General features: G+C 69.5%; 19 protein-coding genes. 15 read left to right on the top strand and 4 right to left on the bottom strand.

Translation table 11 applies throughout. The annotated features are described in order from the left end of the window. Nucleotides 1-77 precede the first annotated feature (77 nt). The 4 genes from OG538_RS14870 to OG538_RS14855 form a co-directional block, all read right to left on the bottom strand. A complete protein-coding gene (locus OG538_RS14870; RefSeq protein ID WP_406093781.1) occupies nucleotides 78-428 on the bottom strand; it encodes a hypothetical protein in 351 nt (116 codons plus the stop codon). Beyond that, nucleotides 425-934: a DUF6232 family protein gene (locus tag OG538_RS14865; RefSeq protein WP_406093779.1), complete on the bottom strand. Its 510-nt coding sequence runs from the start codon at nucleotides 932-934 to the stop codon at nucleotides 425-427. Before OG538_RS14865 ends, OG538_RS14870 begins: the two co-directional genes overlap by 4 nt. A 480-nt stretch (nucleotides 935-1,414) precedes the next feature. After that, nucleotides 1,415-2,614 (bottom strand): MFS transporter, encoded by a 1,200-nt coding sequence (locus OG538_RS14860; protein WP_406093777.1) that lies wholly within the window; start codon nucleotides 2,612-2,614, stop codon nucleotides 1,415-1,417. Nucleotides 2,615-2,822: 208 nt separating this feature from the next. Beyond that, nucleotides 2,823-3,653 (bottom strand): C40 family peptidase, encoded by an 831-nt coding sequence (locus OG538_RS14855; protein WP_406093775.1) that lies wholly within the window; start codon nucleotides 3,651-3,653, stop codon nucleotides 2,823-2,825. Between the two features lie 780 nt (nucleotides 3,654-4,433). On the opposite strand from OG538_RS14855, the gene OG538_RS14850 reads away from it, so the two are divergent. From OG538_RS14850 to recQ, 15 genes are all read left to right on the top strand, one after another. Continuing rightward, complete coding sequence (locus tag OG538_RS14850; RefSeq protein WP_136328529.1) at nucleotides 4,434-4,793, top strand: NADH-quinone oxidoreductase subunit A; 360 nt, start codon at nucleotides 4,434-4,436, stop codon at nucleotides 4,791-4,793. 17 nt (nucleotides 4,794-4,810) lie between these two features. Continuing rightward, nucleotides 4,811-5,365 carry an NADH-quinone oxidoreductase subunit B family protein gene (locus OG538_RS14845; RefSeq protein WP_073964532.1) on the top strand — a complete coding sequence of 185 codons (555 nt, stop codon included), beginning with the start codon at nucleotides 4,811-4,813 and terminating at the stop codon, nucleotides 5,363-5,365. Next, on the top strand, nucleotides 5,362-6,075 hold the full coding sequence (locus OG538_RS14840) for an NADH-quinone oxidoreductase subunit C (RefSeq protein ID WP_406093772.1): 714 nt from the start codon (nucleotides 5,362-5,364) through the stop codon (nucleotides 6,073-6,075). Before OG538_RS14845 ends, OG538_RS14840 begins: the two co-directional genes overlap by 4 nt. After that, complete coding sequence (locus OG538_RS14835) at nucleotides 6,075-7,397, top strand: NADH-quinone oxidoreductase subunit D (RefSeq protein ID WP_328895718.1); 1,323 nt, start codon at nucleotides 6,075-6,077, stop codon at nucleotides 7,395-7,397. Before OG538_RS14840 ends, OG538_RS14835 begins: the two co-directional genes overlap by 1 nt. A 29-nt stretch (nucleotides 7,398-7,426) precedes the next feature. Beyond that, nucleotides 7,427-8,242, top strand: coding sequence for an NADH-quinone oxidoreductase subunit NuoE (gene nuoE / locus OG538_RS14830; protein WP_406100147.1), 816 nt, complete (start codon nucleotides 7,427-7,429; stop codon nucleotides 8,240-8,242). After that, nucleotides 8,239-9,606 (top strand): NADH-quinone oxidoreductase subunit NuoF, encoded by a 1,368-nt coding sequence (gene nuoF, locus OG538_RS14825; RefSeq protein WP_406093770.1) that lies wholly within the window; start codon nucleotides 8,239-8,241, stop codon nucleotides 9,604-9,606. The genes nuoE and nuoF overlap by 4 nt, the downstream gene beginning before the upstream one ends. Next, nucleotides 9,603-12,110 carry an NADH-quinone oxidoreductase subunit G gene (locus OG538_RS14820; protein ID WP_406093768.1) on the top strand — a complete coding sequence of 836 codons (2,508 nt, stop codon included), beginning with the start codon at nucleotides 9,603-9,605 and terminating at the stop codon, nucleotides 12,108-12,110. The genes nuoF and OG538_RS14820 overlap by 4 nt, the downstream gene beginning before the upstream one ends. Beyond that, a complete protein-coding gene (gene nuoH, locus OG538_RS14815) occupies nucleotides 12,107-13,510 on the top strand; it encodes an NADH-quinone oxidoreductase subunit NuoH (protein ID WP_406093766.1) in 1,404 nt (467 codons plus the stop codon). The genes OG538_RS14820 and nuoH overlap by 4 nt, the downstream gene beginning before the upstream one ends. Next, complete coding sequence (nuoI, locus tag OG538_RS14810; protein WP_406093764.1) at nucleotides 13,503-14,222, top strand: NADH-quinone oxidoreductase subunit NuoI; 720 nt, start codon at nucleotides 13,503-13,505, stop codon at nucleotides 14,220-14,222. The genes nuoH and nuoI overlap by 8 nt, the downstream gene beginning before the upstream one ends. Next, complete coding sequence (locus tag OG538_RS14805) at nucleotides 14,219-15,046, top strand: NADH-quinone oxidoreductase subunit J (protein ID WP_406093762.1); 828 nt, start codon at nucleotides 14,219-14,221, stop codon at nucleotides 15,044-15,046. Before nuoI ends, OG538_RS14805 begins: the two co-directional genes overlap by 4 nt. Next, nucleotides 15,043-15,342, top strand: coding sequence for an NADH-quinone oxidoreductase subunit NuoK (gene nuoK / locus OG538_RS14800; protein WP_018101339.1), 300 nt, complete (start codon nucleotides 15,043-15,045; stop codon nucleotides 15,340-15,342). The genes OG538_RS14805 and nuoK overlap by 4 nt, the downstream gene beginning before the upstream one ends. A gap of 13 nt (nucleotides 15,343-15,355) precedes the next feature. After that, nucleotides 15,356-17,308, top strand: coding sequence for an NADH-quinone oxidoreductase subunit L (gene nuoL, locus OG538_RS14795; RefSeq protein WP_406093760.1), 1,953 nt, complete (start codon nucleotides 15,356-15,358; stop codon nucleotides 17,306-17,308). A gap of 4 nt (nucleotides 17,309-17,312) precedes the next feature. Then, entirely contained in the window at nucleotides 17,313-18,884 is a 1,572-nt protein-coding gene (locus OG538_RS14790; protein WP_406093758.1) for an NADH-quinone oxidoreductase subunit M, read from the top strand. After that, complete coding sequence (gene nuoN, locus OG538_RS14785) at nucleotides 18,881-20,545, top strand: NADH-quinone oxidoreductase subunit NuoN (RefSeq protein ID WP_406093756.1); 1,665 nt, start codon at nucleotides 18,881-18,883, stop codon at nucleotides 20,543-20,545. The genes OG538_RS14790 and nuoN overlap by 4 nt, the downstream gene beginning before the upstream one ends. Nucleotides 20,546-20,703: 158 nt before the next feature. Next, complete coding sequence (recQ, locus tag OG538_RS14780; protein WP_406093754.1) at nucleotides 20,704-22,773, top strand: DNA helicase RecQ; 2,070 nt, start codon at nucleotides 20,704-20,706, stop codon at nucleotides 22,771-22,773. Nucleotides 22,774-22,878: the final 105 nt, after the last annotated feature.

Below are 22,878 nucleotides of genomic sequence, written 5' to 3'. Positions count from 1 at the left end.
CCATGAGCGTTCAAGGACGCTCATGGTCGCATTGCTGACCTTGAGGTCCGAAGGCCTGCGGACGGGGCCGGACCCGTTCAGCCCAGCAGCGCAAGCAGCCGCCCCAGCGCCTCCACGGCGGGCTTGCCCACCTCGCCCACGGTCGCCGCGATCTGTGAGACGGACGCCAGGGTCATGCCACGCTCGCGCAGGGTGGCCCGGTCGGCGGTGAGCGCGGGCAGCGCGCTCACCACGGTCTGGGCCTGGTCCGTGGTGAGCACCGGGCGCAGGTCGTTGAGGAGGCGGGTGAGGTCCGCCACGGCAGCTTGGAGTTCGGCGTCCTGAGTGGTGCCGTCGTTGTGGATGACGGTGCCGTGGTTGATTCCGATGACCTTTTCGCCGTCGTTCACGTTGACGACGTCTCCGTAGTAGTTCGATGTGTCGCTCATAGTTTGATCCCCGTGTTTCCCCTGCCGCCGTTCATGTTGACGACTGAACCGAAGTTGTTCGTCGTGTTGTGCTGCTCGAGGGTGGCGGAGAACTCGTATTCCGGGTGGTCGATCGCGTACACGATCTGCCCGGCGATCGCACGCAGTTCGTCCATGGTCGGCAGGGTCAGGACCACCCGGGAACCGCTGTTCAGCTCGACGACCAGCACCGGCTTCCTCGACGAGAGCAGGAGGGCGCCGACAACGACCAGGACGAACAGGGCGAGGACGCCGGGTGCAGGGCCCCCGCCGCCGCCCCCGCTCGTGGAGCCGAACCGGCTGGAGACCAAGAAGGCGACGAACACCAACAGCAGGAAGTAGACGCCCGCCTTGCCCCAAGCGGGCCTCAGCCGGAACACTTCGACCCAGCTGACGTTGCGCAACGGAAGCGCCGCCGACCCCACCCACAGAGTCTGCCGCTGGACCCGGAGTTCCAGCTTGCTCCCCCTGCGGGGAGGCAGCGGCATCGGCGGTATCTGAGGTGGCGCCTGAGGAAACGGCTGAGACGGGGGCCGGGGAGGCGGCTGAGGCGGAGGTCCGGAAGGCGGTACACCGATGCCGCCTGTGTGATCCATGGTCCCCCCGTGCTGTCGTCACAACCAGCCGCGCAATGCGTGGCGCGGGAGCATCATTAGGCCCGAGCGGGTTGTGGGGCGCCAGACGAGATACGGCCAATGTCGTCGTCTCCCGTCGGCGAGCGCACACGGGACCGCTCGACCGCTTGTGAACCGGGGAACGCGGTGCGCCGGCCCGTCAGATCGCCGATGAGCGTGCCGGAGGGGGCGCCGAGCGCGGAACCGGAGGGGACGGCTGCGAGGAAGACCGCGGTCGCACGTGCGACGGACGGTGCGGGAGCCGGCCGGTCGGCGGGGCCGGGGAAGGCCCGGCCGGCTCGTCCAGGCCCACGCCCGGGCGACCCCTGCCCAGCGCGAACCGGCCCTGAGCAACTACCCCGAGGTGCTCAAAGGCGGCGTCCGTACGAAGTGGATCCTGGCGGCAAGCACCACGAGACCCGCGGTCGCGGCGCCGAGCGTCATGACCGCGGGGAGCGGGGCGTGGTCGACGACGTAACCGCCCGCCAGCGCGCCGGCGGCGATCGTCGCCTGGAACGACGCGGTGAACAGGACCGAGGCGGCCTCGGGTGTGTGCGGTGCCGCACGGGCGAACCAGGCCTGTGAGCAGACCGGCACCGCGCCGTATCCGAGGCCCCACAGGACGAGGAGCGCGAGCGCGCCCGCTTCGGACCGGCCGAGGACGGGCAGGAGCGCCGTCGCGGCCGCGATCGTCGCGGCGGCCGCCCCGAACGCGGCGTGCGGGTAGCGCGGCACGAGGGCGCCCCCGAGGAAGTTGCCGGCCACGCCCGCCGCCCCGTAGACGAGCAGGAAGCCGGTGACCGTCCCCGGGCCGGCATGGGTGACCTCCCGCAGGAACGGCGTGACGTAGGTGTACGTGCCGAAATGCGCCAGTACGACGAGGAACGTCATCAGCAGCGCGAACCGGGTGCCGGCGCCGCGCAGCAGGGCGCGGAGCACGGCGGGGCGGGTGACCCGTTCCGGCGGCAGGGCGGGCAGGGTCAGGAGCAGCAGGGCCAGCACTGCGGTGGACAGCAGGCCCATGGTGGCGAACGCGGTGCGCCAGCCCGCCAGATCGCCGATGAGCGTGCCGGCGGGGACGCCGAGCACGGACCCGAGGGGGACGGCGGCGAAGACGACCGCGGTCGCCCGTGCGACGGACGGGGCGGGGACCAGCCGGCCGGCCAGACCGGCGCCGATCGACCAGAAGCCGCCGATGGTGATGCCGACGAGGACCCGGGCGACCAGGACCACCCAGTAGGACGTCGCGGCGGCCGTGAGGAAGTTGGCCACCGCGAGCAGCAGGACGAAGGCGCCGAGCATCAGCCGCCGGTCGGCGCGGGCCGTCGCGAGGGTCACCACCGGAGCGGCGACGGCGGCGAGGAGCCCCGGCATCGTCATCATCAGGCCCGCCGTGCCGTCCGCGACGCCGAAGTCGGCCCCGATCGGCGTCAGCAGACCGATCGGCAGGATCTCGGTGGTGACGACGGCGAAGATGCCCAGCGTCACGGAGAGCACGGCCAGGCGGCCGCGTAACGGAGTCCGGAGCGTGGTGCCGGTGCGGGGAGTGGACATGGCGGGGCCGTCCTGTGCTCGGTGACGCGGGGGCTGTTCGCCCCAGTTCACAAGCTCCGGCGGACGGAGTCCGGCAGGTTCGCGACGTCACCCCCGGCCGCCGGGGGGCGACGTCGCGAACCTGCCGGGAACGGCGAAGGGCCGCAGCTCCCGAGCGGGGGAGCGGCGGCCCTTCGATGTGCGCCGAGGCGCTTGTGAATCCGTGAACTCAGAGGACGCGGACCGCGCCCGACGGCGGGTCGTAGTCCAGGGACTTCTGCACCACACCGGTGGAGGAGTTCTGCGCTCCGACGAACTGGCCGCCGCCCACGTAGATCCCGACGTGGTACGCGCTGCCCGCGCTGCCCCAGTACAGGATGTCGCCCGGCTGGAGGTTGCTCAGCGAGACCTGGGTGCCTGCGGTCGACTGGCTCTGCGATACACGCGGCAGGTCGACGCTCACCGAGCGGAACGCGGCCTGGACGAGGCCGGAGCAGTCCCAGGAGTTGGGGCCGGTGCCGCCGGACACGTACGCGTCGCCGACCTGTGCCTGCGCGAACGCGACGACGGCGGAGCCCGTGGCGGTGGAGGAGTACGACGTCGTGGCGGACGACGACGAGGAGGAGGAGCCGGTGGAGGCGCTCAGCGTCGTGCGCGCGGCGGAGCGGGAGGCGCGAGCGGCGGCCTCCGCCTTGGCCTTCGCGGCCGCTTCGGCCTTCTCCTTGGCTGCCTCGGCCTCGGCCTTGCGGACCGCCTCGGCCTTGGCCTTCTTGGCGGCCTTGGCGGCGGTCGTGGCTGCGGCGTCCTCGTGGGCCTGCGTCTCCAGGTCCAGGGCGACCTGCTGCGTGGCCTCGGCGGACGCCGCGACGGAGGTGGAGAGCCCGGCCGTGATGGTGGGCATCTCGATGGTCTGGGTCACCGGCTCGGCCTGGGCCGGACCGGCAGCGCCTGCGACCGCGATGGTGCTGAGGACGCCACCGGCAACTCCGGCCCGCAGCGCCGTCTTCGAGGCGTTTCGGCGGGGCTTCCGGTGGCTGGGTATGAGAGCGGTGTGGGACATGGGTACTAGCGCTATCAGGGCCTCAGGGGTCCCATCAAGAAACGTGTGTTGCGACACAGTTACGTCCGGAATCTGTGAATCCGCTTTCTGAGGGCCTTTATTGACGCCGTAACGGGCAAAATGGACATGCGCGAACACCCCCGTGATCACGGGTTATCGGTAATACGCCCGAATTGCCCGTCACTTACCATCCGTTCACACTGTTGGCCAAGCCCGCTTCTGTGGAGACCTCGGGCGTGTGACGCAGGTCACCACATGGTCTCCGCGTGACGGGCATACGAGGGTCCGTGCGCGGAGCGTGCGGCCGGCGCGGAACTGGCGGGGTCCGGTGACCCATTCGCCCGATTGGGGGTGGATGTCGGGAGGCGTCCACTTCGTTCCGCGCGAACCCCCGCGCGAGTGACCCGCGCCGATCGCAGAGTGGGGCAGATCCCTTTATCACCCGATCGCGTCCATCGCCAATTTGGCGCCCGCCGCCGGGGCTTGATAGTGCGACACCTCTTTGACCAGCGGTAACGGCAACAGATGTCACGTCTCGTGATCACTCGACCGCTTCATGTACGAAGATCACCGCTCATCCGACTTCATGATCGTTCGTCAGGTGGTGGAGATCACAAAGACGTTGTCGTACCCCGTGTCGCAGATCACAGGACGGCAGGCATAGGATGCGGGGCAGTCGGGCTTGTGAACTGCCTCACATGTGCACGATCTTGGTGAGGTGGCGAGCCAGGTCGCCCGATGCGGTCCAACGGTCAAGGACGACTGGAAGGAGCGAGGAGCGTGAATGCCTACGCGCCCATCCTCGTGCTCGGCGCCCTCGGGGCAGGGTTTGCGATCTTCTCCGTGGTCAGTGCCACGCTTATCGGCCCCAAGCGGTACAACCGGGCGAAGCTCGAAGCGTACGAGTGCGGTATCGAACCCACCCCGACTCCAGCCGGAGGCGGCCGTTTTCCCATCAAGTACTACCTGACGGCGATGCTCTTCATCGTCTTCGACATCGAGATCGTCTTCCTCTATCCCTGGGCGGTCACCTTCGACGCCCTCGGGATCTTCGGGCTCGTCGAGATGCTGATCTTCGTGCTCACCGTCTTCGTCGCCTACGCGTATGTATGGCGACGCGGCGGCCTGGAATGGGACTGAGGGGCTGAGGGGCACACATGGGACTCGAAGAGAAGCTGCCCAGCGGCTTCGTGCTGACCACTGTCGAGCAGGCCGCCGGCTGGGTACGGAAGTCATCCGTCTTCCCGGCCACCTTCGGCCTCGCCTGCTGCGCCATCGAGATGATGACGACCGGGGCCGGGCGCTACGACCTGGCCCGGTTCGGCATGGAGGTCTTCCGCGGATCGCCGCGGCAGGCGGACCTGATGATCGTGGCGGGGCGGGTCAGCCAGAAGATGGCGCCCGTCCTGCGACAGGTCTACGACCAGATGCCGAACCCCAAGTGGGTCATCTCCATGGGGGTTTGTGCGTCATCGGGTGGAATGTTCAACAATTACGCCATTGTTCAAGGTGTTGATCATATTGTCCCGGTTGATATTTATTTGCCGGGCTGCCCGCCGCGGCCCGAGATGCTGATGGACGCGATCCTCAAACTGCACCAGAAGATCCAGGGCTCCAAGCTCGGGGTCAACGCCGAGGAGGCCGCCCGCGAGGCGGAGGAAGCGGCACTCAACGCGCTGCCCCTGATCGAGATGAAGGGGCTGCTGCGATGAGCGACAAGGAGCCCGGCGCCAACGGCGTCCCCGCCGCGCGCGACGAGCACGGCGAGGTCATCGGCGTACGCAAGGGCATGTTCGGCGCCAACAACGGCGGCGACACCTCCGGCTACGGCGGCCTCGTCCGGACCGTCGCGCTGCCGGGCGCCACCGCGCGCCCCTACGGCGGCTGGTTCGACGAGGTGGCCGACGAGCTGGAAGGGGCCCTGGAGGAACAGGGTCTGCTCCCCGGCAACGCCATCGAGAAGACGGTCGTCGACCGCGACGAGCTCACCTTCCACATCGCCCGCGAGCACCTGCCCACGGTGGCTCGCACCCTGCGCGACGACCCGGCTCTGCGCTTCGAGCTCTGTACGGGCGTGAGCGGCGTCCACTTCCCCGGTGACAAGGGACGCGAGCTGCACGCCGTCTATCACCTGCGCTCGATCACCCACGGCCGGCTCATCCGGCTGGAGGTGTCCGCGCCGGACGACGACCGGCACATCCCGTCCCTCGTCGCGGTCTACCCGACCAACGACTGGCACGAGCGCGAGACGTACGACTTCTTCGGGCTCATCTTCGACGGGCACCCCGCCCTCACCCGGATCATGATGCCGGACGACTGGCAGGGCTTCCCGCAGCGCAAGGACTACCCGCTCGGTGGCATCGCCGTCGAGTACAAGGGCGCCCAGATCCCGGCTCCGGACCAGCGGAGGTCGTACTCCTGATGACCACTCCCCACGCGACACCCCGTGCGACCACCGAGGGGACTGTATATACGGTCACCGGCGGCGACTGGGACGAGGTCGTCGAGTCGGCGGTCAAGTCCGACGACGAGCGCATCATCGTCAACATGGGTCCCCAGCACCCCTCCACGCACGGTGTGCTCCGGCTGATCCTGGAGATCGACGGCGAGACCGTCACCGAGGCCCGCTGCGGCATCGGCTACCTCCACACCGGCATCGAGAAGAACCTCGAATTCCGGAACTGGACGCAGGGCACCACCTTCGTCACGCGCATGGACTACCTGACGCCGTTCTTCAACGAGACGGCGTACTGCCTGGGAGTCGAGAAGCTCCTCGGCATCGAGGACCAGATCCCCGACCGGGCCACCGTCCTGCGCGTGCTGCTGATGGAGCTCAACCGGATCTCCTCGCACCTGGTGTGCATCGCCACCGGCGGCATGGAGCTCGGCGCCACGACGATCATGATCTACGGCTTCCGCGATCGTGAACTCGTTCTCGATCTCTTCGAGCTGATCACCGGCCTGCGCATGAACCACGCGTTCGTCCGGCCCGGCGGACTCGCCCAGGACCTGCCCCCGGGCGCGGTCGACCAGCTGCGCGAGTTCGTCAAGACCATGAAGAAGAACCTGCCGGAGTACGACAAGCTCGCCACCGGCAACCCCATCTTCAAGGCCCGCATGCAGGACGTCGGCTACCTCGACCTCACCGGCTGCATGGCGCTCGGCGCCACCGGCCCGGTCCTGCGGTCCGCCGGACTCCCGCACGACCTGCGCAAGACCGATCCCTACTGCGGTTACGAGAACTACGAGTTCGACGTCCCCACCGCGGACAGCTGCGACTCCTACGGCCGCTTCCTCATCCGTCTCGAGGAGATGCGCCAGTCGCTGCGGATCATCGAGCAGTGCATCGACCGGCTCGCACCGGGACCGGTCATGGTCGCCGACAAGAAGATCGCCTGGCCCGCACAGCTCGCGCTCGGACCGGACGGACTCGGCAACTCGCTCGACCACATCAAGAAGATCATGGGCACCTCCATGGAGGCCCTGATCCACCACTTCAAGCTGGTGACCGAGGGCTTCCGGGTCCCGGCAGGGCAGGCGTACACCGCGGTCGAGTCGCCCAAGGGCGAACTCGGCGTGCACGTCGTCTCGGACGGTGGCACCCGCCCCTACCGGGTCCACTTCCGCGACCCGTCCTTCACCAACCTCCAGGCCATGGCGGCGATGTGCGAGGGCGGCCAGGTCGCCGACGTCATCGTCGCCGTCGCATCCATCGACCCCGTGATGGGAGGCGTCGACCGGTGACCGAAGCACGTAGCGAAGTCAGTCTGGGGATGCCGCAGCTCCCCGCCCCCGCCTACCCGGCCGAGGTGCGCGCCAGGCTCGAAGCGGATGCGAAGGAGGTGATCGCCCGCTACCCCGGCAGCCGCTCCGCGCTGCTGCCGCTGCTGCACCTCGTGCAGTCGGAGGAGGGGTACGTCTCGCGTACGGGCATGGCGTTCTGCGCCGAGCTGCTCGGCCTCACCACCGCCGAGGTCACCGCGGTCGCCACCTTCTACACGATGTACCGGCGCAGGCCCAGCGGCGACTACCAGGTCGGCGTCTGCACCAACACGCTCTGCGCGGTGATGGGCGGCGACGCGATCTTCGACCGGCTCAAGGAGCACCTCGGGGTCGGCAACGACGAGACCACCGAGGACGGCAAGGTCACCCTCGAACACATCGAGTGCAACGCGGCCTGCGACTTCGCGCCCGTCGTGATGGTCAACTGGGAGTTCTTCGACAACCAGACGCCCGAGAGCGCGACGCAGCTCGTCGACGACCTCATCGCCGGCCGCACCGTCGAGCCGACCCGCGGCGCCCCGCTGTGCTCGTACAAGGAGACCGCCCGGATCCTGGCCGGTTTCCCCGACGAGCGCCCCGGCGCCGTCGCGGCGTCCGGCGGTGCCGGTCCCGCCTCGCTCATCGGCCTGAAACTGGCCAAGGGCGAGGCCGGTCCCCAGCCCCGCGTGGTGGGCCCGCGCGGCGAGAGCCCGCGCGACGAACCGCAGAAGGGCGCCGAACACCTCAGCTCCCATGACGCGCCACAGCAGACCTCGGCCTCCGACCCGGACCACCCGGCCGGTCCCGCCGCCGAGGAGGGGGAGTGATGACGTTGGCCGCCGAAATCGACAAGAACGGGACCAGTCCCGAGAAGCTTCTCGCGCCTGTCCTGTCCGCCTTCTGGGACCAGCCGGAATCCTGGACCCTGGAGACCTACCGCCGCCACGAGGGGTACGAGGGACTGCGCAAGGCGCTGGCCATGTCCCCGGACGACCTCATCGCGTACGTCAAGGACTCCGGCCTGCGCGGCCGCGGCGGCGCAGGCTTCCCCACCGGGATGAAGTGGCAGTTCATCCCGCAGGGCGACGGCAAGCCGCACTACCTGGTGGTCAACGCCGACGAGTCGGAGCCCGGGACCTGCAAGGACATCCCGCTCCTCTTCGCCAACCCGCACAGCCTGATCGAAGGCATCGTGATCGCCTGCTACGCGATCCGCTCCTCGCACGCCTTCATCTACCTGCGCGGCGAAGTCGTCCCCGTGCTCCGGCGGCTGCACGAAGCCGTCCGCGAGGCGTACGAGGCGGGCTATCTCGGTACGAACATCATGGGCTCCGGACTCGATCTGGAACTCACCGTGCACGCGGGTGCCGGTGCGTACATCTGCGGTGAGGAAACCGCGCTGCTCGACTCGCTCGAAGGACGCCGCGGCCAGCCCCGGCTGCGCCCGCCCTTCCCCGCGGTCGCCGGTCTGTACGCCTGCCCCACTGTGGTGAACAACGTCGAGTCCATCGCCTCGGTTCCCGCGATCCTGAACAAGGGCAAGGACTGGTTCAAGTCCATGGGCAGCGAGAAGTCCCCGGGCTTCACGCTCTACTCGCTCAGCGGACACGTCGCCGGCCCTGGCCAGTACGAGGCCCCGCTCGGCATCACGCTGCGCCAGCTCCTCGACATGAGCGGCGGCATGCGCCCCGGCCACCGGCTCAAGTTCTGGACCCCGGGCGGCTCCTCCACCCCGATGTTCACCGAGGAGCACCTCGACGTGCCCCTCGACTACGAGGGCGTCGGCGCCGCCGGATCCATGCTCGGCACCAAGGCGCTCCAGTGCTTCGACGAGACCACCTGCGTGGTCAGGGCCGTCACCCGCTGGACCGAGTTCTACGCCCACGAGTCCTGCGGCAAGTGCACGCCGTGCCGTGAGGGCACGTACTGGCTCGTCCAGTTGCTCCGGGACATCGAGGCGGGCAAGGGCCAGATGGCCGACCTCGACAAGCTGAACGACATCGCCGACAACATCAACGGCAAGTCGTTCTGCGCCCTCGGCGACGGCGCCGCCTCGCCGATCTTCTCCTCGCTGAAGTACTTCCGCGAGGAGTACGAGCAGCACATCACCGGCAAGGGCTGCCCCTTCGATCCCGCCAGGTCGACCGTCTGGGCCGACGACAAGAACGCACCCCAGGGGGTGAACGCATGACAGTCACCACGAGTGCGCCCTCCGGGGGCGGCGAGGCGGCGCTCCCGCCCGAGGACCTCGTCACGCTGACCATCGACGGCATCGAGATCAGCGTGCCCAAGGGCACCCTGGTCATCCGCGCCGCCGAGCTCCTCGGCATCGAGATCCCGCGCTTCTGCGACCACCCCCTCCTCGACCCGGCCGGCGCCTGCCGCCAGTGCATCGTCGAGGTCGAGGGCCAGCGCAAGCCGATGGCGTCCTGCACCATCACCTGCACCGACGGCATGGTCGTCAAGTCGCAGATCACCTCGCCCGTCGCCGACAAGGCGCAGCGCGGCGTGATGGAACTGCTGCTCATCAACCATCCGCTGGACTGCCCGGTCTGCGACAAGGGCGGCGAGTGCCCGCTGCAGAACCAGGCGATGTCGCACGGAGACGCGACCTCCCGCTTCGACGGGAAGAAGCGGACGTACGAGAAGCCCGTCCCGATCTCCACCCAGGTGCTGCTGGACCGTGAGCGGTGTGTGCTCTGCGCGCGCTGCACCCGGTTCTCCAACCAGGTGGCGGGCGACCCGATGATCGAACTGATCGAGCGCGGTGCGCTCCAGCAGGTCGGCACCGGCGAGGGCGACCCGTTCCAGTCGTACTTCTCCGGCAACACCATCCAGATCTGCCCCGTCGGGGCGCTGACCTCTGCGGCGTACCGGTTCCGCTCCCGCCCCTTCGACCTTGTGTCCACGCCCTCGGTGTGCGAGCACTGCGCCGGCGGCTGCGCCACCCGCACCGACCACCGGCGCGGCAAGGTCATGCGGCGCCTCGCCTCCAACGACCCCGAGGTCAACGAGGAGTGGCTCTGCGACAAGGGCCGCTTCGGCTTCCGCTACGCCCAGCAGCGCGACCGGCTCACCACCCCGCTGGTCCGGAGCGAAGCGGGCGAGCTGGAGCCGGCGAGCTGGCCCGAGGCACTGGCCGCCGCGGCCGCCGGTCTCTCCGCGGCCCGCGGCCGGACCGGTGTCCTCACGGGCGGCCGGCTGACCGTCGAGGACGCGTACGCGTACAGCAAGTTCGCCCGGATCGCACTGGACACCAACGACATCGACTTCCGGGCCCGGGTGCACAGCGGCGAGGAGGCCGACTTCCTGGCCGCCCGCGTCGCCGGACGCGGACGCGACCTGGACGGCCGCGGGGTCACGTACACCTCGCTGGAGAAGGCTCCGGCCGTGCTCCTGGTCGGGTTCGAGTCCGAGGAGGAGGCGCCCGGCGTCTTCCTGCGGCTGCGCAAGGCGCACCGCAAGCACGGACAGCGCACCTTCGCCATCGCCTCCCACGCCACCCGCGGCCTCACGAAGGCGGGCGGCACGCTGCTGCCCGCCGCTCCCGGGACCGAGACCGAGTGGCTGGACGCGATCGCGGGCGGTGTCGGCCTGGACGGCGAAGGAGCCGTCGCGGCCGAGGCGCTGCGCGGTGCGGACGCCCTGATCGTCGTGGGCGAGCGGCTGGCCGGGGTGCCCGGCGGACTGACCGCCGCGGTACGGGCGGCGACCGCGACCGGGGCCACCCTGGTGTGGATCCCGCGCCGGGCCGGCGAGCGCGGTGCGGTGGAGGCGGGCGCGCTCCCGTCGCTGCTGCCCGGCGGCCGCCCGGCCACCGACCCGCGGGCCCGGGACGAGGTGGCGGCCCTCTGGGGCGTCGCCGAACTCCCGTCCCGCTTCGGCCGCGACACCGGCCAGATCGTCGAGGCCGCGGCCTCCGGCGAACTGGGCGCGCTGCTCGTCGCCGGGGTCGAGGCCGACGACCTGCCCGATCCGGCGCGGGCCCTGGAGGCCCTGGACCGGGTCGGGTTCCTGGTCTCCCTGGAGCTCCGGCCCAGCGCGGTCACCGACCGCGCCGACGTGGTGTTCCCGGTCGCCGCGGTTGCCGAGAAGTCGGGCACCTTCCTCAACTGGGAGGGCAGGGCGCGGATGTTCGAGGCCGCGCTGAAGCCCGAGCAGATGACCCGCAACCTCGCCCCCGGCGACGCCCGGGTGCTGCACATGCTGGCCGATGCCCTGGACGTCCACTTCGCGCTGCCGGACCTGAAGTCCGTGCGCCGCGAGCTGGACCGGCTCGGCGGGTGGCAGGGCACGCACGCGGACGACCCGCGCGCCTCCGCCCAGCCGCTGCCCCGGCCCGGCGACGGCGAGGCCATCCTCGCGGGACACCGGATGCTGCTCGACCTGGGCCGGCTCCAGGAGGGCGATACGGCGCTGGCCGGTACCCGGCACGCGGCGGTCGCCCGGCTCTCGGCCGCCACCGCGGCGGAGACCGGCGTCAAGGACGGCGATCTGCTGGCCGTCTCCGGCCCGGCGGGCAGTGTCGAACTTCCGCTGCAGGTCACCGAGATGCCCGACCGGGTGGTCTGGGTGCCGCTGAACTCCGTCGGGCGGGGCGTCCCGGCCGACACCGGCGTCCAGCCGGGCGGCCCGGTCCGGATCGGCCCCGCCGCACCCGGCATTTCCGACGTCACACCGGAGGTGGGGGCGTGAGTGCCTTCGCTCAACTGGCCGCGGCACCGCAGGGCGCCGTGCTCGCCGCCGAGGACCTGTCGATGTTCGGGACCGACCCGTGGTGGCTCGTCGTCATCAAGGCGGTCTTCTGCTTCGCGTTCCTGATGGTGACCGTGCTCTTCTCCATCGTGTGGGAGCGCAAGGTCGTCGCCTGGATGCAGCTGCGCATTGGCCCGAACCGGCACGGACCCTGGGGGATGCTCCAGTCCCTCGCCGACGGCATCAAGCTGATGCTGAAGGAAGACGTCATCGTCAAGCGGGCGGACAAGGTCGTCTACGTCCTCGCCCCGATCGTGGCGGCCATCCCGGCGTTCATGGCGATCGCGGTCATCCCGTTCGGACCGTCCGGCAACGAGGTCTCGATCTTCGGACACCGTACGGCGATGCAGCTCACCGACCTGCCGATCGCGATGCTCTACATCCTCGCGGTCGCCTCGGTCGGGATCTACGGCATCGTGCTGGCGGGCTGGTCCTCCGGATCGACGTACCCCCTGCTCGGCGGACTCCGCTCCTGCGCGCAGATGATCTCGTACGAGATCGCGATGGGCGCCGCGTTCGCCTCGGTCTTCCTCTACTCCGGGTCGATGTCGACCTCGAAGATCGTGGAGGCACAGGAGGACCGCTGGTTCATCATCCTGCTGCCGGTCTCCTTCATCATCTACATCGTCACGATGGTCGGTGAGACCAACCGCGCCCCGTTCGACATGCCGGAGTCCGAGGGCGACCTCGTCGGTGGCTTCAACACCGAGTACTCGTCGATCAAGTTCGCGATGTTCATGCTCGCCGAGTACGTCAACATGGTCACCGTCTCCGCCGTCTCCACGACCCTGTTCCTGGGCGGCTGGCGGGCCCCGTGGCCGATCAGCACCTTCTGGGAGGGCGCGAACCACGGCTGGTGGCCGATGCTCTGGTTCGTCGTCAAGGTCCAGCTGCTGCTGTTCTTCTTCATCTGGCTGCGCGGCACGCTGCCCCGCGTCCGCTACGACCAGCTGATGAAGCTGGGCTGGAAGGTCCTGATCCCGGTCTCCGTGGTCTGGCTGATGATGGTCGCGACCGTGCGGGCGCTGCGCAACGAGGGCTACGACTTCTCGAAGATCCTGCTCTACGTGGCCGGTGCCGTGATCGCGGTCCTGCTGATCTCCTTCGTCGTCGACATCTTCCGCGACAAGAAGGGCCGGGAAGCCGCGGACCACGCGGAGCCGGAGCCGGCGTTCGACCCGATGGCGGGCGGATTCCCGGTGCCACCGCTGCCCGGACAGACCCTGCCGCCCGTGCCGCGGCGCAGGCCGCGCCGTGAGCGGGAGCTCGTTGTCAGTGGCGGCGTGGATACTCAGAGTGACGACAATCCGAGTGACGGAAAGGAGGCCGGCGGTGTCTGAACTGCCTGAGTCGCCGGGATCCAAGAGGCCGGCGAAGTCCACCGGACCGACGGGGGCGGCCGCGTCCTCGGGGGCCTCCGGGTCCTCGCAGTCCTCGCAGTCCTCGGAGGACAAGTTCCAGAATCCGGTGGCCGGCTTCGGCGTGACCTTCAAGGCCATGTTCAAGAAGCGGCTGACCGAGCAGTATCCCGAGACGCCGAAGGTGACGGCGCCGCGCTTCCACGGCCGGCACCAGCTCAACCGCCACCCGGACGGCCTGGAGAAGTGCGTCGGCTGCGAGCTGTGCGCCTGGGCCTGCCCGGCGGACGCGATCTACGTCGAGGGCGCGGACAACGCCGACGAGGAGCGCTACTCCCCGGGTGAGCGCTACGGCCGCGTCTACCAGATCAACTACGCGCGCTGCATTCTCTGCGGACTGTGCATCGAGGCGTGCCCGACCCGGGCGCTGACGATGACCAACGAGTTCGAGCTCGCCAACACCACCCGAGAGAGCCTCATCTACACCAAGGACGAGCTGCTCGCGGGCCTGGAGGAAGGCATGGTCGACAGTCCGCACGCGATCTTCCCCGGCACGGACGAACAGGACTACTACCGGGGCCTGGTGACCGAGGCCGCCCCCGGCACGGAACGCCAGACCGCCGTCTCCAAGGGCGAGAAGCCCGACGACGGAAACAGCGGGAGCAACGGCTCCTCGCAGGAGGTGGACGCATGACCGGCCTGGCCGCAGCGGCCTCCCAGACCTCGACCGGTGAGGCCTTCCAGTTCTGGGTGCTCGGCACGGTCGCCGTGATCGGGGCCCTGTCCACCGTGCTGATGAAGAGGGCGGTGCACAGCGCGCTGAGCCTCGCCGGGACCATGATCATCCTGGCGGTGTTCTACCTCGCCAACGGCGCCTACTTCCTCGGCATCGTCCAGGTCGTCGTCTACACCGGCGCGATCATGATGCTGTTCCTCTTCGTGGTCATGCTCGTCGGTGTCACGGCGGCGGACTCGCTGAAGGAGACCCTCAAGGGCCAGCGCTGGCTTGCCGCCGGATGCGGGCTCGGCTTCGGGGTCCTCCTGATCGCCGGAATCGGAAACGCCTCGCTGAACAGTTTCAACGGGCTCGGCGCGGCCAACGCCGAACACGGCGGAAACGTGGAGGGGCTCGCCAACCTCATCTTCACCAAGTACGTCTTCGCCTTCGAGATCACCGGCGCGCTGCTGATCACCGCGACGGTGGGCGCGATGGTGCTCACGCACCGCGAGCGCACCGAGCGGGCCAGGACCCAGCGGGAGATGTCCGAGGACCGCGTGCGCAGCAATCACGTGCCGCCGCTGCCCGCACCCGGCGTCTACGCCCGGCACAACGCCGTGGACATCGCCGGACTCCTCCCGGACGGCACGCCGTCCGAACTCACCGTCATGCAGACGCTGCGCAAGCGTGGCCAGATGCGCGACGTGTCCAACGAGTCGCTGGCCGGCCTCAAGGCACTGGAGCAGCGCTCCGGTGAGCGGCTGGGCCGTGACACAGAAGAAGAGGAGGTCGCCAAGTGAATCCGGTCAACTACCTCTATCTCGCCGCTCTGCTGTTCACCATCGGCGCGGCCGGGGTGCTGATCAGGCGGAACGCGATCGTGGTGTTCATGTGCGTGGAGCTGATGCTCAACGCCTGCAACCTCGCGTTCGTCACCTTCTCCCGGATGCACGGCAATCTCGACGGCCAGATCATCGCCTTCTTCACGATGGTCGTCGCCGCCGCGGAGGTCGTGGTCGGGCTCGCGATCATCGTGTCGCTGTTCCGTTCCCGCCACTCGGCCTCGGTCGACGACGCCAGCCTGATGAAGCTGTAAGGGGCGCTTGACCGTGGAAAATCTCATTGCGCTGCTTGTCGCGGCGCCCCTGCTCGGAGCGGCGTTGCTGCTCTGCGGCGGCCGACGCCTTGACCGCGTGGGCCACTGGCTCGGCACCGCGCTCGCCGCTGCCTCGTTCGTCGTCGCCGTGGTGCTCTTCGCCGACATGCTGGGCAAGAGCGCCGACGACCGTGCGCTGCACCAGATGCTGTTCAGCTGGATTCCGGTCGAGGGCTTCCAGGCCGATGTGGCCTTCCAGCTCGACCAGTTGTCGATGACCTTCGTGCTGCTGATCACCGGTGTGGGCACTCTGATCCACATCTACTCGATCGGCTACATGGAGCACGACGAGCGCCGGCGCCGCTTCTTCGGCTACCTGAACCTGTTCCTCGCGGCGATGCTGATCCTGGTCATCGCCGACAACTACCTGCTGCTGTACGTCGGGTGGGAGGGCGTCGGTCTGGCGTCGTACCTGCTCATCGGCTTCTGGCAGCACAAGCCCAGCGCGGCCACCGCCGCCAAGAAGGCGTTCCTGGTCAACCGGGTCGGCGACATGGGCCTGTCGATCGCGATCATGCTGATGTTCACCACCTTCGGCACCTTCGCCTTCGCGCCCGTCCTGGACGCCGCGGAAAGCGGCGCGACGAGCGAGGGCAAGCTGACGGCGATCGGCCTGATGCTGCTGCTCGCGGCCTGCGGCAAGTCCGCCCAGGTGCCGCTGCAGTCCTGGCTCGGTGACGCGATGGAGGGCCCGACCCCGGTCTCGGCCCTGATCCACGCCGCCACCATGGTGACCGCGGGTGTCTACCTCATCGTCCGTTCCGGCGCGATCTTCAACGGCGCACCGGACGCACAACTGGTCGTCGTGGTCGTCGGAGCGGTCACGCTGATCTTCGGTGCGATCGTCGGTTGCGCGAAGGACGACATCAAGAAGGCCCTGGCCGGTTCGACGATGTCGCAGATCGGCTACATGATCCTGGCCGCCGGGCTCGGCCCGATCGGTTACGTCTTCGCGATCATGCACCTGGTGACGCACGGGTTCTTCAAGGCCGGACTCTTCCTCGGCGCCGGTTCGGTCATGCACGGCATGAACGACGAGGTCGACATGAGGCGGTACGGCGGCCTGCGGAAGTACATGCCGGTCACCTTCGTCACCTTCGGTCTCGGCTACCTCGCGATCATCGGCTTCCCCGGCCTGTCCGGCTTCTTCTCCAAGGACAAGATCATCGAGGCGGCCTTCGCCAAGGGCGGCACCGAGGGCTGGATCCTCGGAGCGGTGACCCTGCTGGGCGCCGCGATCACCGCGTTCTACATGACGCGCGTGATGCTGATGACGTTCTTCGGTGAGGAGCGATGGCGCAACGCCCCGACGCCGTCGCCCGCCGAGCCGGACGTGGAGCCCGCCGCCGAGTCGCGCGGCGAGTACTCCGTGCCGCATCCGCACGAGTCCCCGAAGTCCATGACGATCCCCATGATCATCCTGGCGTTCGGTTCGGTGTTCGCCGGAGGGTTCTTCTCCATCGGCGACCGCTTCCTGCACTGGCTGGAGCCCGTCACCGGCCACAGCCACGGGGACTCCCCGGTCAGCGCGACCACCGTCACGGCCGCCACCATGGTGGTGCTCGTCATCGGTGTCGCCATCGCCTGGGCGATGTACGGACGCCGGCCGGTTCCCGCGCTCGCCCCGCGCGGCTCGCTGCTCACCCGGGCGGCCCGCCGCGACCTCCTCCAGGACGACTTCAACCACGTGGTCCTGGTCCGCGGCGGCGAGCACCTCACGCGCTCCCTGGTCTACGTCGACCACTCCCTGGTCGACGGCGTCGTCAACGGCACGGCCGCCTCCATGGGCGGGCTTTCCGGCCGGCTGCGCAAACTGCAGAACGGCTACGCCCGCACCTACGCGGTCTCGATGTTCGGCGGTACGGCGGTTCTCATCGCCGCGACCCTGCTGATGAGGGCGGTCTGATCACATGTCCTTTCCCCTCCTGACAGCGACGGCGGCGCTCCCGGCGATCGGCGCGGTCGCCACCGCCGCCGTCCCGGCAGCCCGGCGCACCGCCGCCAAATGGCTGGCGCTCGCCTTCTCGCTGGGAACCCTCGTGCTGGCGGGCATCGCGCTCGCCCGCTTCGAACCCGGCGGCAGCCGCTACCAGCTCACCGAATCGCACGCCTGGATCAAGGACTTCGGCGTGCGGTACGAGCTGGGGGTGGACGGCATCGGGCTGTCGCTCATGGCGCTCACCGCCCTGCTGATCCCCTTCGTCATCCTGGCGGGCTGGCACGACGCCGACCCCCTGGAGACGAACTCCTCGCGCTGGCGCCCCACCCAGGGGTTCTTCGCCCTGATCCTGATGGTCGAAGCGATGGTGGTCCTCTCCTTCGTGGCCACCGACGTCTTCCTCTTCTACATCCTGTTCGAAGCCATGCTCATCCCGATGTACTTCCTCATCGGTGGCTTCGGGGACCGGGCCCACTCCGGGAGCGACGAGAACGCCGCGGCCCAACGCTCGTACGCCGCAGTCAAGTTCCTCCTGTACAACCTGGTCGGCGGCCTCATCATGCTGGCCGCGGTGATCGGGCTCTACGTGGTCACGGGGACGTTCTCGCTCTCCGAGATCGCCGCAGCCCGCGCCGACGGCTCGCTGTCGATGGCGACGAGCACCGAGCGCTGGCTCTTCCTCGGGTTCTTCTTCGCCTTCGCGGTGAAGGCCCCGCTGTGGCCGCTGCACACGTGGCTGCCCAACGCCATGGGCGAGGCGACCACCCCGGTCGCCGTGCTGATCACCGCGGTCGTGGACAAGGTCGGCACCTTCGCGATGCTGCGCTTCTGCCTCCAGCTCTTCCCGGAGGCCAGCAAGTGGGCCACGCCGGTGGTCCTGGTGCTGGCGCTGATCAGCATCGTCTACGGGGCGCTGCTCGCCGTCGGCCAGCGCGACATCAAGCGGCTCATCGCCTACGCGTCGATCTCGCACTTCGGCTTCATCATCCTGGGCATCTTCGCGATGACCAGCCAGGGCCAGTCGGGCGCGACGCTCTACATGGTCAACCACGGCATCTCGACCGCCGCGCTGATGCTGGTGGCGGGCTTCCTGATCACCCGGCGCGGTTCGCGGCTCATCGCCGACTACGGCGGAGTGCAGAAGGTGGCCCCGGTCCTGGCCGGCACCTTCCTGATCGGTGGCCTGGCCACGCTGTCGCTGCCGGGGCTCGCCCCGTTCGTCAGTGAGTTCCTGGTCCTGGTCGGCGCGTTCACCGCGTATCCGGCGGTCGGCATCATCGCCACCACCGGGATCGTGCTCGCCGCGATCTACGTCCTCGTTCTCTACCAGCGGACGATGACGGGACCGGTCAAGGCCGAGGTCCAGGGCATGGCGGACCTCAAGGTCCGTGAGCTGGTGGTGGTCGTCCCGCTGATCGCTCTGCTGATCTTCCTGGGCGTCTACCCGAAGCCGCTGACGGAGATCGTCAACCCGGCGGTGCAGCACACCTTGTCGGACGTACAGAAGAAGGACCCCCAGCCCGAGGTGGAGGCCGCCAAGTGAGCGCAACAGCTGTCCACAGCCTGTGGACAATGGCGGGTGGGGTGACGTCGGCCGCCCCGGACCAGAAGTTCAAGGCGCCGGTCATCGAGTACACCCAGCTGACGCCCGTCCTGATCGTGATCGGGGTCGCCGTCCTGGGCGTGCTCGTCGAGGCCTTCGTGCCGCGCCGGGCCCGCTACTACACCCAAGTGTTCCTGACCGTCGTCGCCCTGGTCGCCGCGTTCGCCGCGGTGATCGGGCTGGCGGCCGCCGGATACGGCACGACCAAGGCACACATCGCGGCGATGGGCGCCATCGCCGTGGACGGTCCGGCTCTGTTCCTCCAGGGCACCATCCTGCTGACCTCGCTGGTCGCCGTCTTCACCTTCGCCGAGCGGCGGCTCGACCCCGAGTCGCACGGCAGCCGCGTGGACTCGTTCGCCGCGCAGGCCGCGTCGGTCCCCGGAAGCGACAGCGAGAAGGCCGCCGTCAAGGCCGGATTCACCACCACCGAGGTCTTCCCGCTGCTCCTCTTCGCGGTGGCCGGCATGCTGGTCTTCCCGGCCGCCAACGACCTGTTGACGCTCTTCGTGGCACTGGAAGTCTTCTCGCTCCCGCTCTACCTCCTGTGCGCCGTCGCCCGCCGCAAGCGGCTGATGTCGCAGGAGGCCGCGGTGAAGTACTTCCTGCTCGGCGCGTTCTCCTCGGCTTTCCTGCTCTTCGGGATCGCCCTGCTCTACGGGTACGCGGGCTCCGTCTCGTACGCCCAGATCGCCACCGTCGTCGACGGGTCCATCCAGCAGATCGACCCGGCGCTCGCCGACACCATGGGCAACGACGTGCTGCTGCTGATCGGCGGCGCGATGATCCTGACCGGTCTGCTGTTCAAGGTCGGCGCCGTCCCGTTCCACATGTGGACCCCGGACGTCTACCAGGGCGCCCCGACCCCGGTCACCGGCTTCATGGCCGCGGCCACGAAGGTCGCCGCGTTCGGCGCGCTGCTGCGCCTGCTGTACGTGGTGCTGCCGGGGCTCAGCTGGGACCTGCGCCCGGTCATGTGGGGCATCGCGGTCGTCACGATGGTGGGCGGCGCGGTCGTCGCCATCACCCAGACCGACATCAAGCGGCTGCTGGCCTACTCCTCGATCGCGCACGCCGGATTCATCCTCGCCGGTGTGATCGCGGCCACCCCGCAGGGCATCTCCTCGGTCCTCTTCTACCTGGCCACGTACTCCTTCGTGACGGTCGGCGCCTTCGCCGTCGTCACCCTGGTGCGCGACGCGGGCGGCGAGGCGACGCACCTGTCCAAGTGGGCCGGGCTCGGCCGGCGCTCCCCGCTGGTCGCCGCGGTCTTCGCGGTGTTCCTGCTGGCGTTCGCCGGTATCCCCCTCACCTCGGGCTTCTCCGGGAAGTTCGCGGTGTTCAAGGCCGCGGCCGAGGGCGGTGCGAGCGGACTGGTCGTCGTCGGTGTGATCTCCTCGGCCATCGCCGCCTTCTTCTACATCCGCGTCATCGTGCTGATGTTCTTCAGCGAGCCGAAGGCGGACGGCCCCACGGTCGCCGTCCCGTCCCCGCTGACGATGACCACGATCGCGGTCGGAGTCGCGGTCACCCTGGTGCTGGGCCTGGCCCCGCAGTACTTCCTGGACCTGGCGAGTCAGGCGGGAGTGTTCGTGAGGTAGCCGTGACGCACCACCGCTTCGACAGCGCCGGACGGGCTTGGAAGTCAAGCCCGTCCGGCGCTGTCGTAGGTGGCGCCTATCGTGGCAGGGGAGAGCGCAGGGACAGAACGGGACGGATGTTCGGGGGACAGCGCGTGAGCACGGAGAGTGGGACGGGCATGACAGGCGTGACAGACGTGGCCGCGGGCGGGACGGAGAGCGAGGCTCAGCAGACGCTCCACCGGGTTTTCGGGTACGAGACGTTCCGCGGCGAGCAGGAAGCGGTCGTCGACCATGTGGTCGCGGGCGGTGACGCCGTCGTGCTCATGCCGACCGGCGGCGGCAAGTCCCTGTGCTACCAGATCCCTGCCCTGGTCAGGCGGGGTACGGGCATCGTCATCTCGCCCCTGATCGCGCTGATGCAGGACCAGGTGGACGCGCTGCGGGCGCTCGGCGTGCGGGCCGGTTTCATCAACTCCACGCAGGACTTCGACGAGCGCCGCTCGATGGAGGCCCAGTTCCTCGCCGGCGAGCTGGATCTCCTGTACCTGGCGCCTGAGCGCCTGCGCCTGGACTCCACCCTCGGCCTGCTCTCCCGCGGCGAGATCTCCGTCTTCGCGATCGACGAGGCACACTGTGTCGCCCAGTGGGGCCACGACTTCCGGCCCGACTACCTGGCCCTGTCGGTGCTGGGTGAGCGCTGGCCCGACGTCCCGCGCATCGCCCTGACGGCCACGGCGACCGGTGCCACGCACCGCGAGATCACCCAGCGCCTCGGCATGCCCGACGCCAAGCATTTCGTGGCCAGCTTCGACCGGCCCAACATCCAGTACCGCATCGTGCCCAAGGCCGACCCGAAGAAGCAGCTGCTCTCCTTCCTGAAGGAGGAGCACGCCGGGGACGCGGGCATCGTCTACTGCCTCTCGCGCAATTCCACCGAGAAGACCGCCGAGTACCTCTGCCGCAACGGCATCGAGGCCGTCCCGTACCACGCGGGTCTGGACGCCGGCACCCGCGCGATCCATCAGTCCCGCTTCCTGCGCGAGGAGGGGCTCGTCGTCGTCGCGACGATCGCCTTCGGCATGGGCATCGACAAGCCGGACGTGCGCTTCGTCGCCCACCTCGACCTGCCGAAGTCGGTCGAGGGCTACTACCAGGAGACCGGCCGGGCCGGCCGTGACGGCGCCCCGTCCACGGCGTGGATGGCGTACGGGCTCCAGGACGTCGTGCAGCAGCGCAAGCTCATCCAGGGCGGCGAGGGCGACGAGGCCTTCCGCCGCCGGGCCGCCGCGCACCTGGACTCCATGCTGGCGCTCTGCGAGACCGTCCAGTGCCGCCGGGCCCAGCTGCTCACCTACTTCGGCCAGGACCCCACCGCGGCCTCCTGCGGCAACTGCGACACCTGCCTGACCCCGCCCGAGACCTGGGACGGCACCGTGGTCTCCCAGAAGCTGCTGTCCACGGTGGTCCGGCTGAAGCGGGAGCGCGGACAGAAGTTCGGCGCCGGCCAGATCATCGACATCCTGCTCGGCCGCAAGACCGCGAAGGTCATTCAGTTCGACCACGACCAGCTCTCGGTGTTCGGCATCGGCGAGGAGCTGGCCGAGGCGGAATGGCGGGGAGTGGTCCGGCAGTTGCTGGCCCAGGGCCTGATCGCGGTGGAGGGCGAGTACGGCACGCTGGTGCTGACGGAGGAGAGCGCGACCGTGCTCGGCCGGGAGCGCGAGGTGCTGCTGCGCAAGGAGTCCCCGAAGGCCGCGGCCGCGCGCTCCTCGAAGGGCGAGCGGAAGGCGAAGTCCTCGGCGGCAGCCGCCGAGCTCCCCCCGGAGGCCCTCCCGGTCTTCGAGGCGCTGCGCGCCTGGCGCGGCGCCCAGGCCAAGGAGCTGGGCCTGCCCGCGTACGTGATCTTCCACGACGCCACGCTGCGCGAGATCGCGAGCCTGCGTCCGTCGTCGCTCGGCGAGCTGGGCGGGATCAGCGGCCTGGGAGAGAAGAAGCTGGCGACGTACGGGGAGGGTGTGCTGGAGGTGCTGGCGTCCCTGGGGGGCGAGGAAGCCGCCCCGGCCCCGGACCCCGCCGAGGCGGCGGCCCCGGCTGCGGATCGCGCTGCCCCGGAGCCCGTCCCGGTGACGGACGCGCCTCCGGCGTCCGTGCCCGCCCCCGCCCGGGCCGCCGCCCCGGCCCGGGTGACCGCTCCGGCCGCCGACCCGGAGTTCGGCTGGGACGAGGAGCCGCCGGAGTACGAGTGAGCGCGGTGGGAGACGGGGGCGCCGGGCGGTCTACTCGGAGGCCGTCGCCCGGCGGTGCGAGGCGATCACGGTCAGGTCGAGGTCGACGCCGAAGGGCGCGCTGAT

The organism is Streptomyces sp. NBC_01013, from assembly GCF_045162765.1.
Taxonomy (GTDB): domain Bacteria; phylum Actinomycetota; class Actinomycetes; order Streptomycetales; family Streptomycetaceae; genus Streptomyces.
Note: the sequence above shows the minus strand (reverse complement) of the source record. Positions and strands in the feature narration are given on the sequence as shown.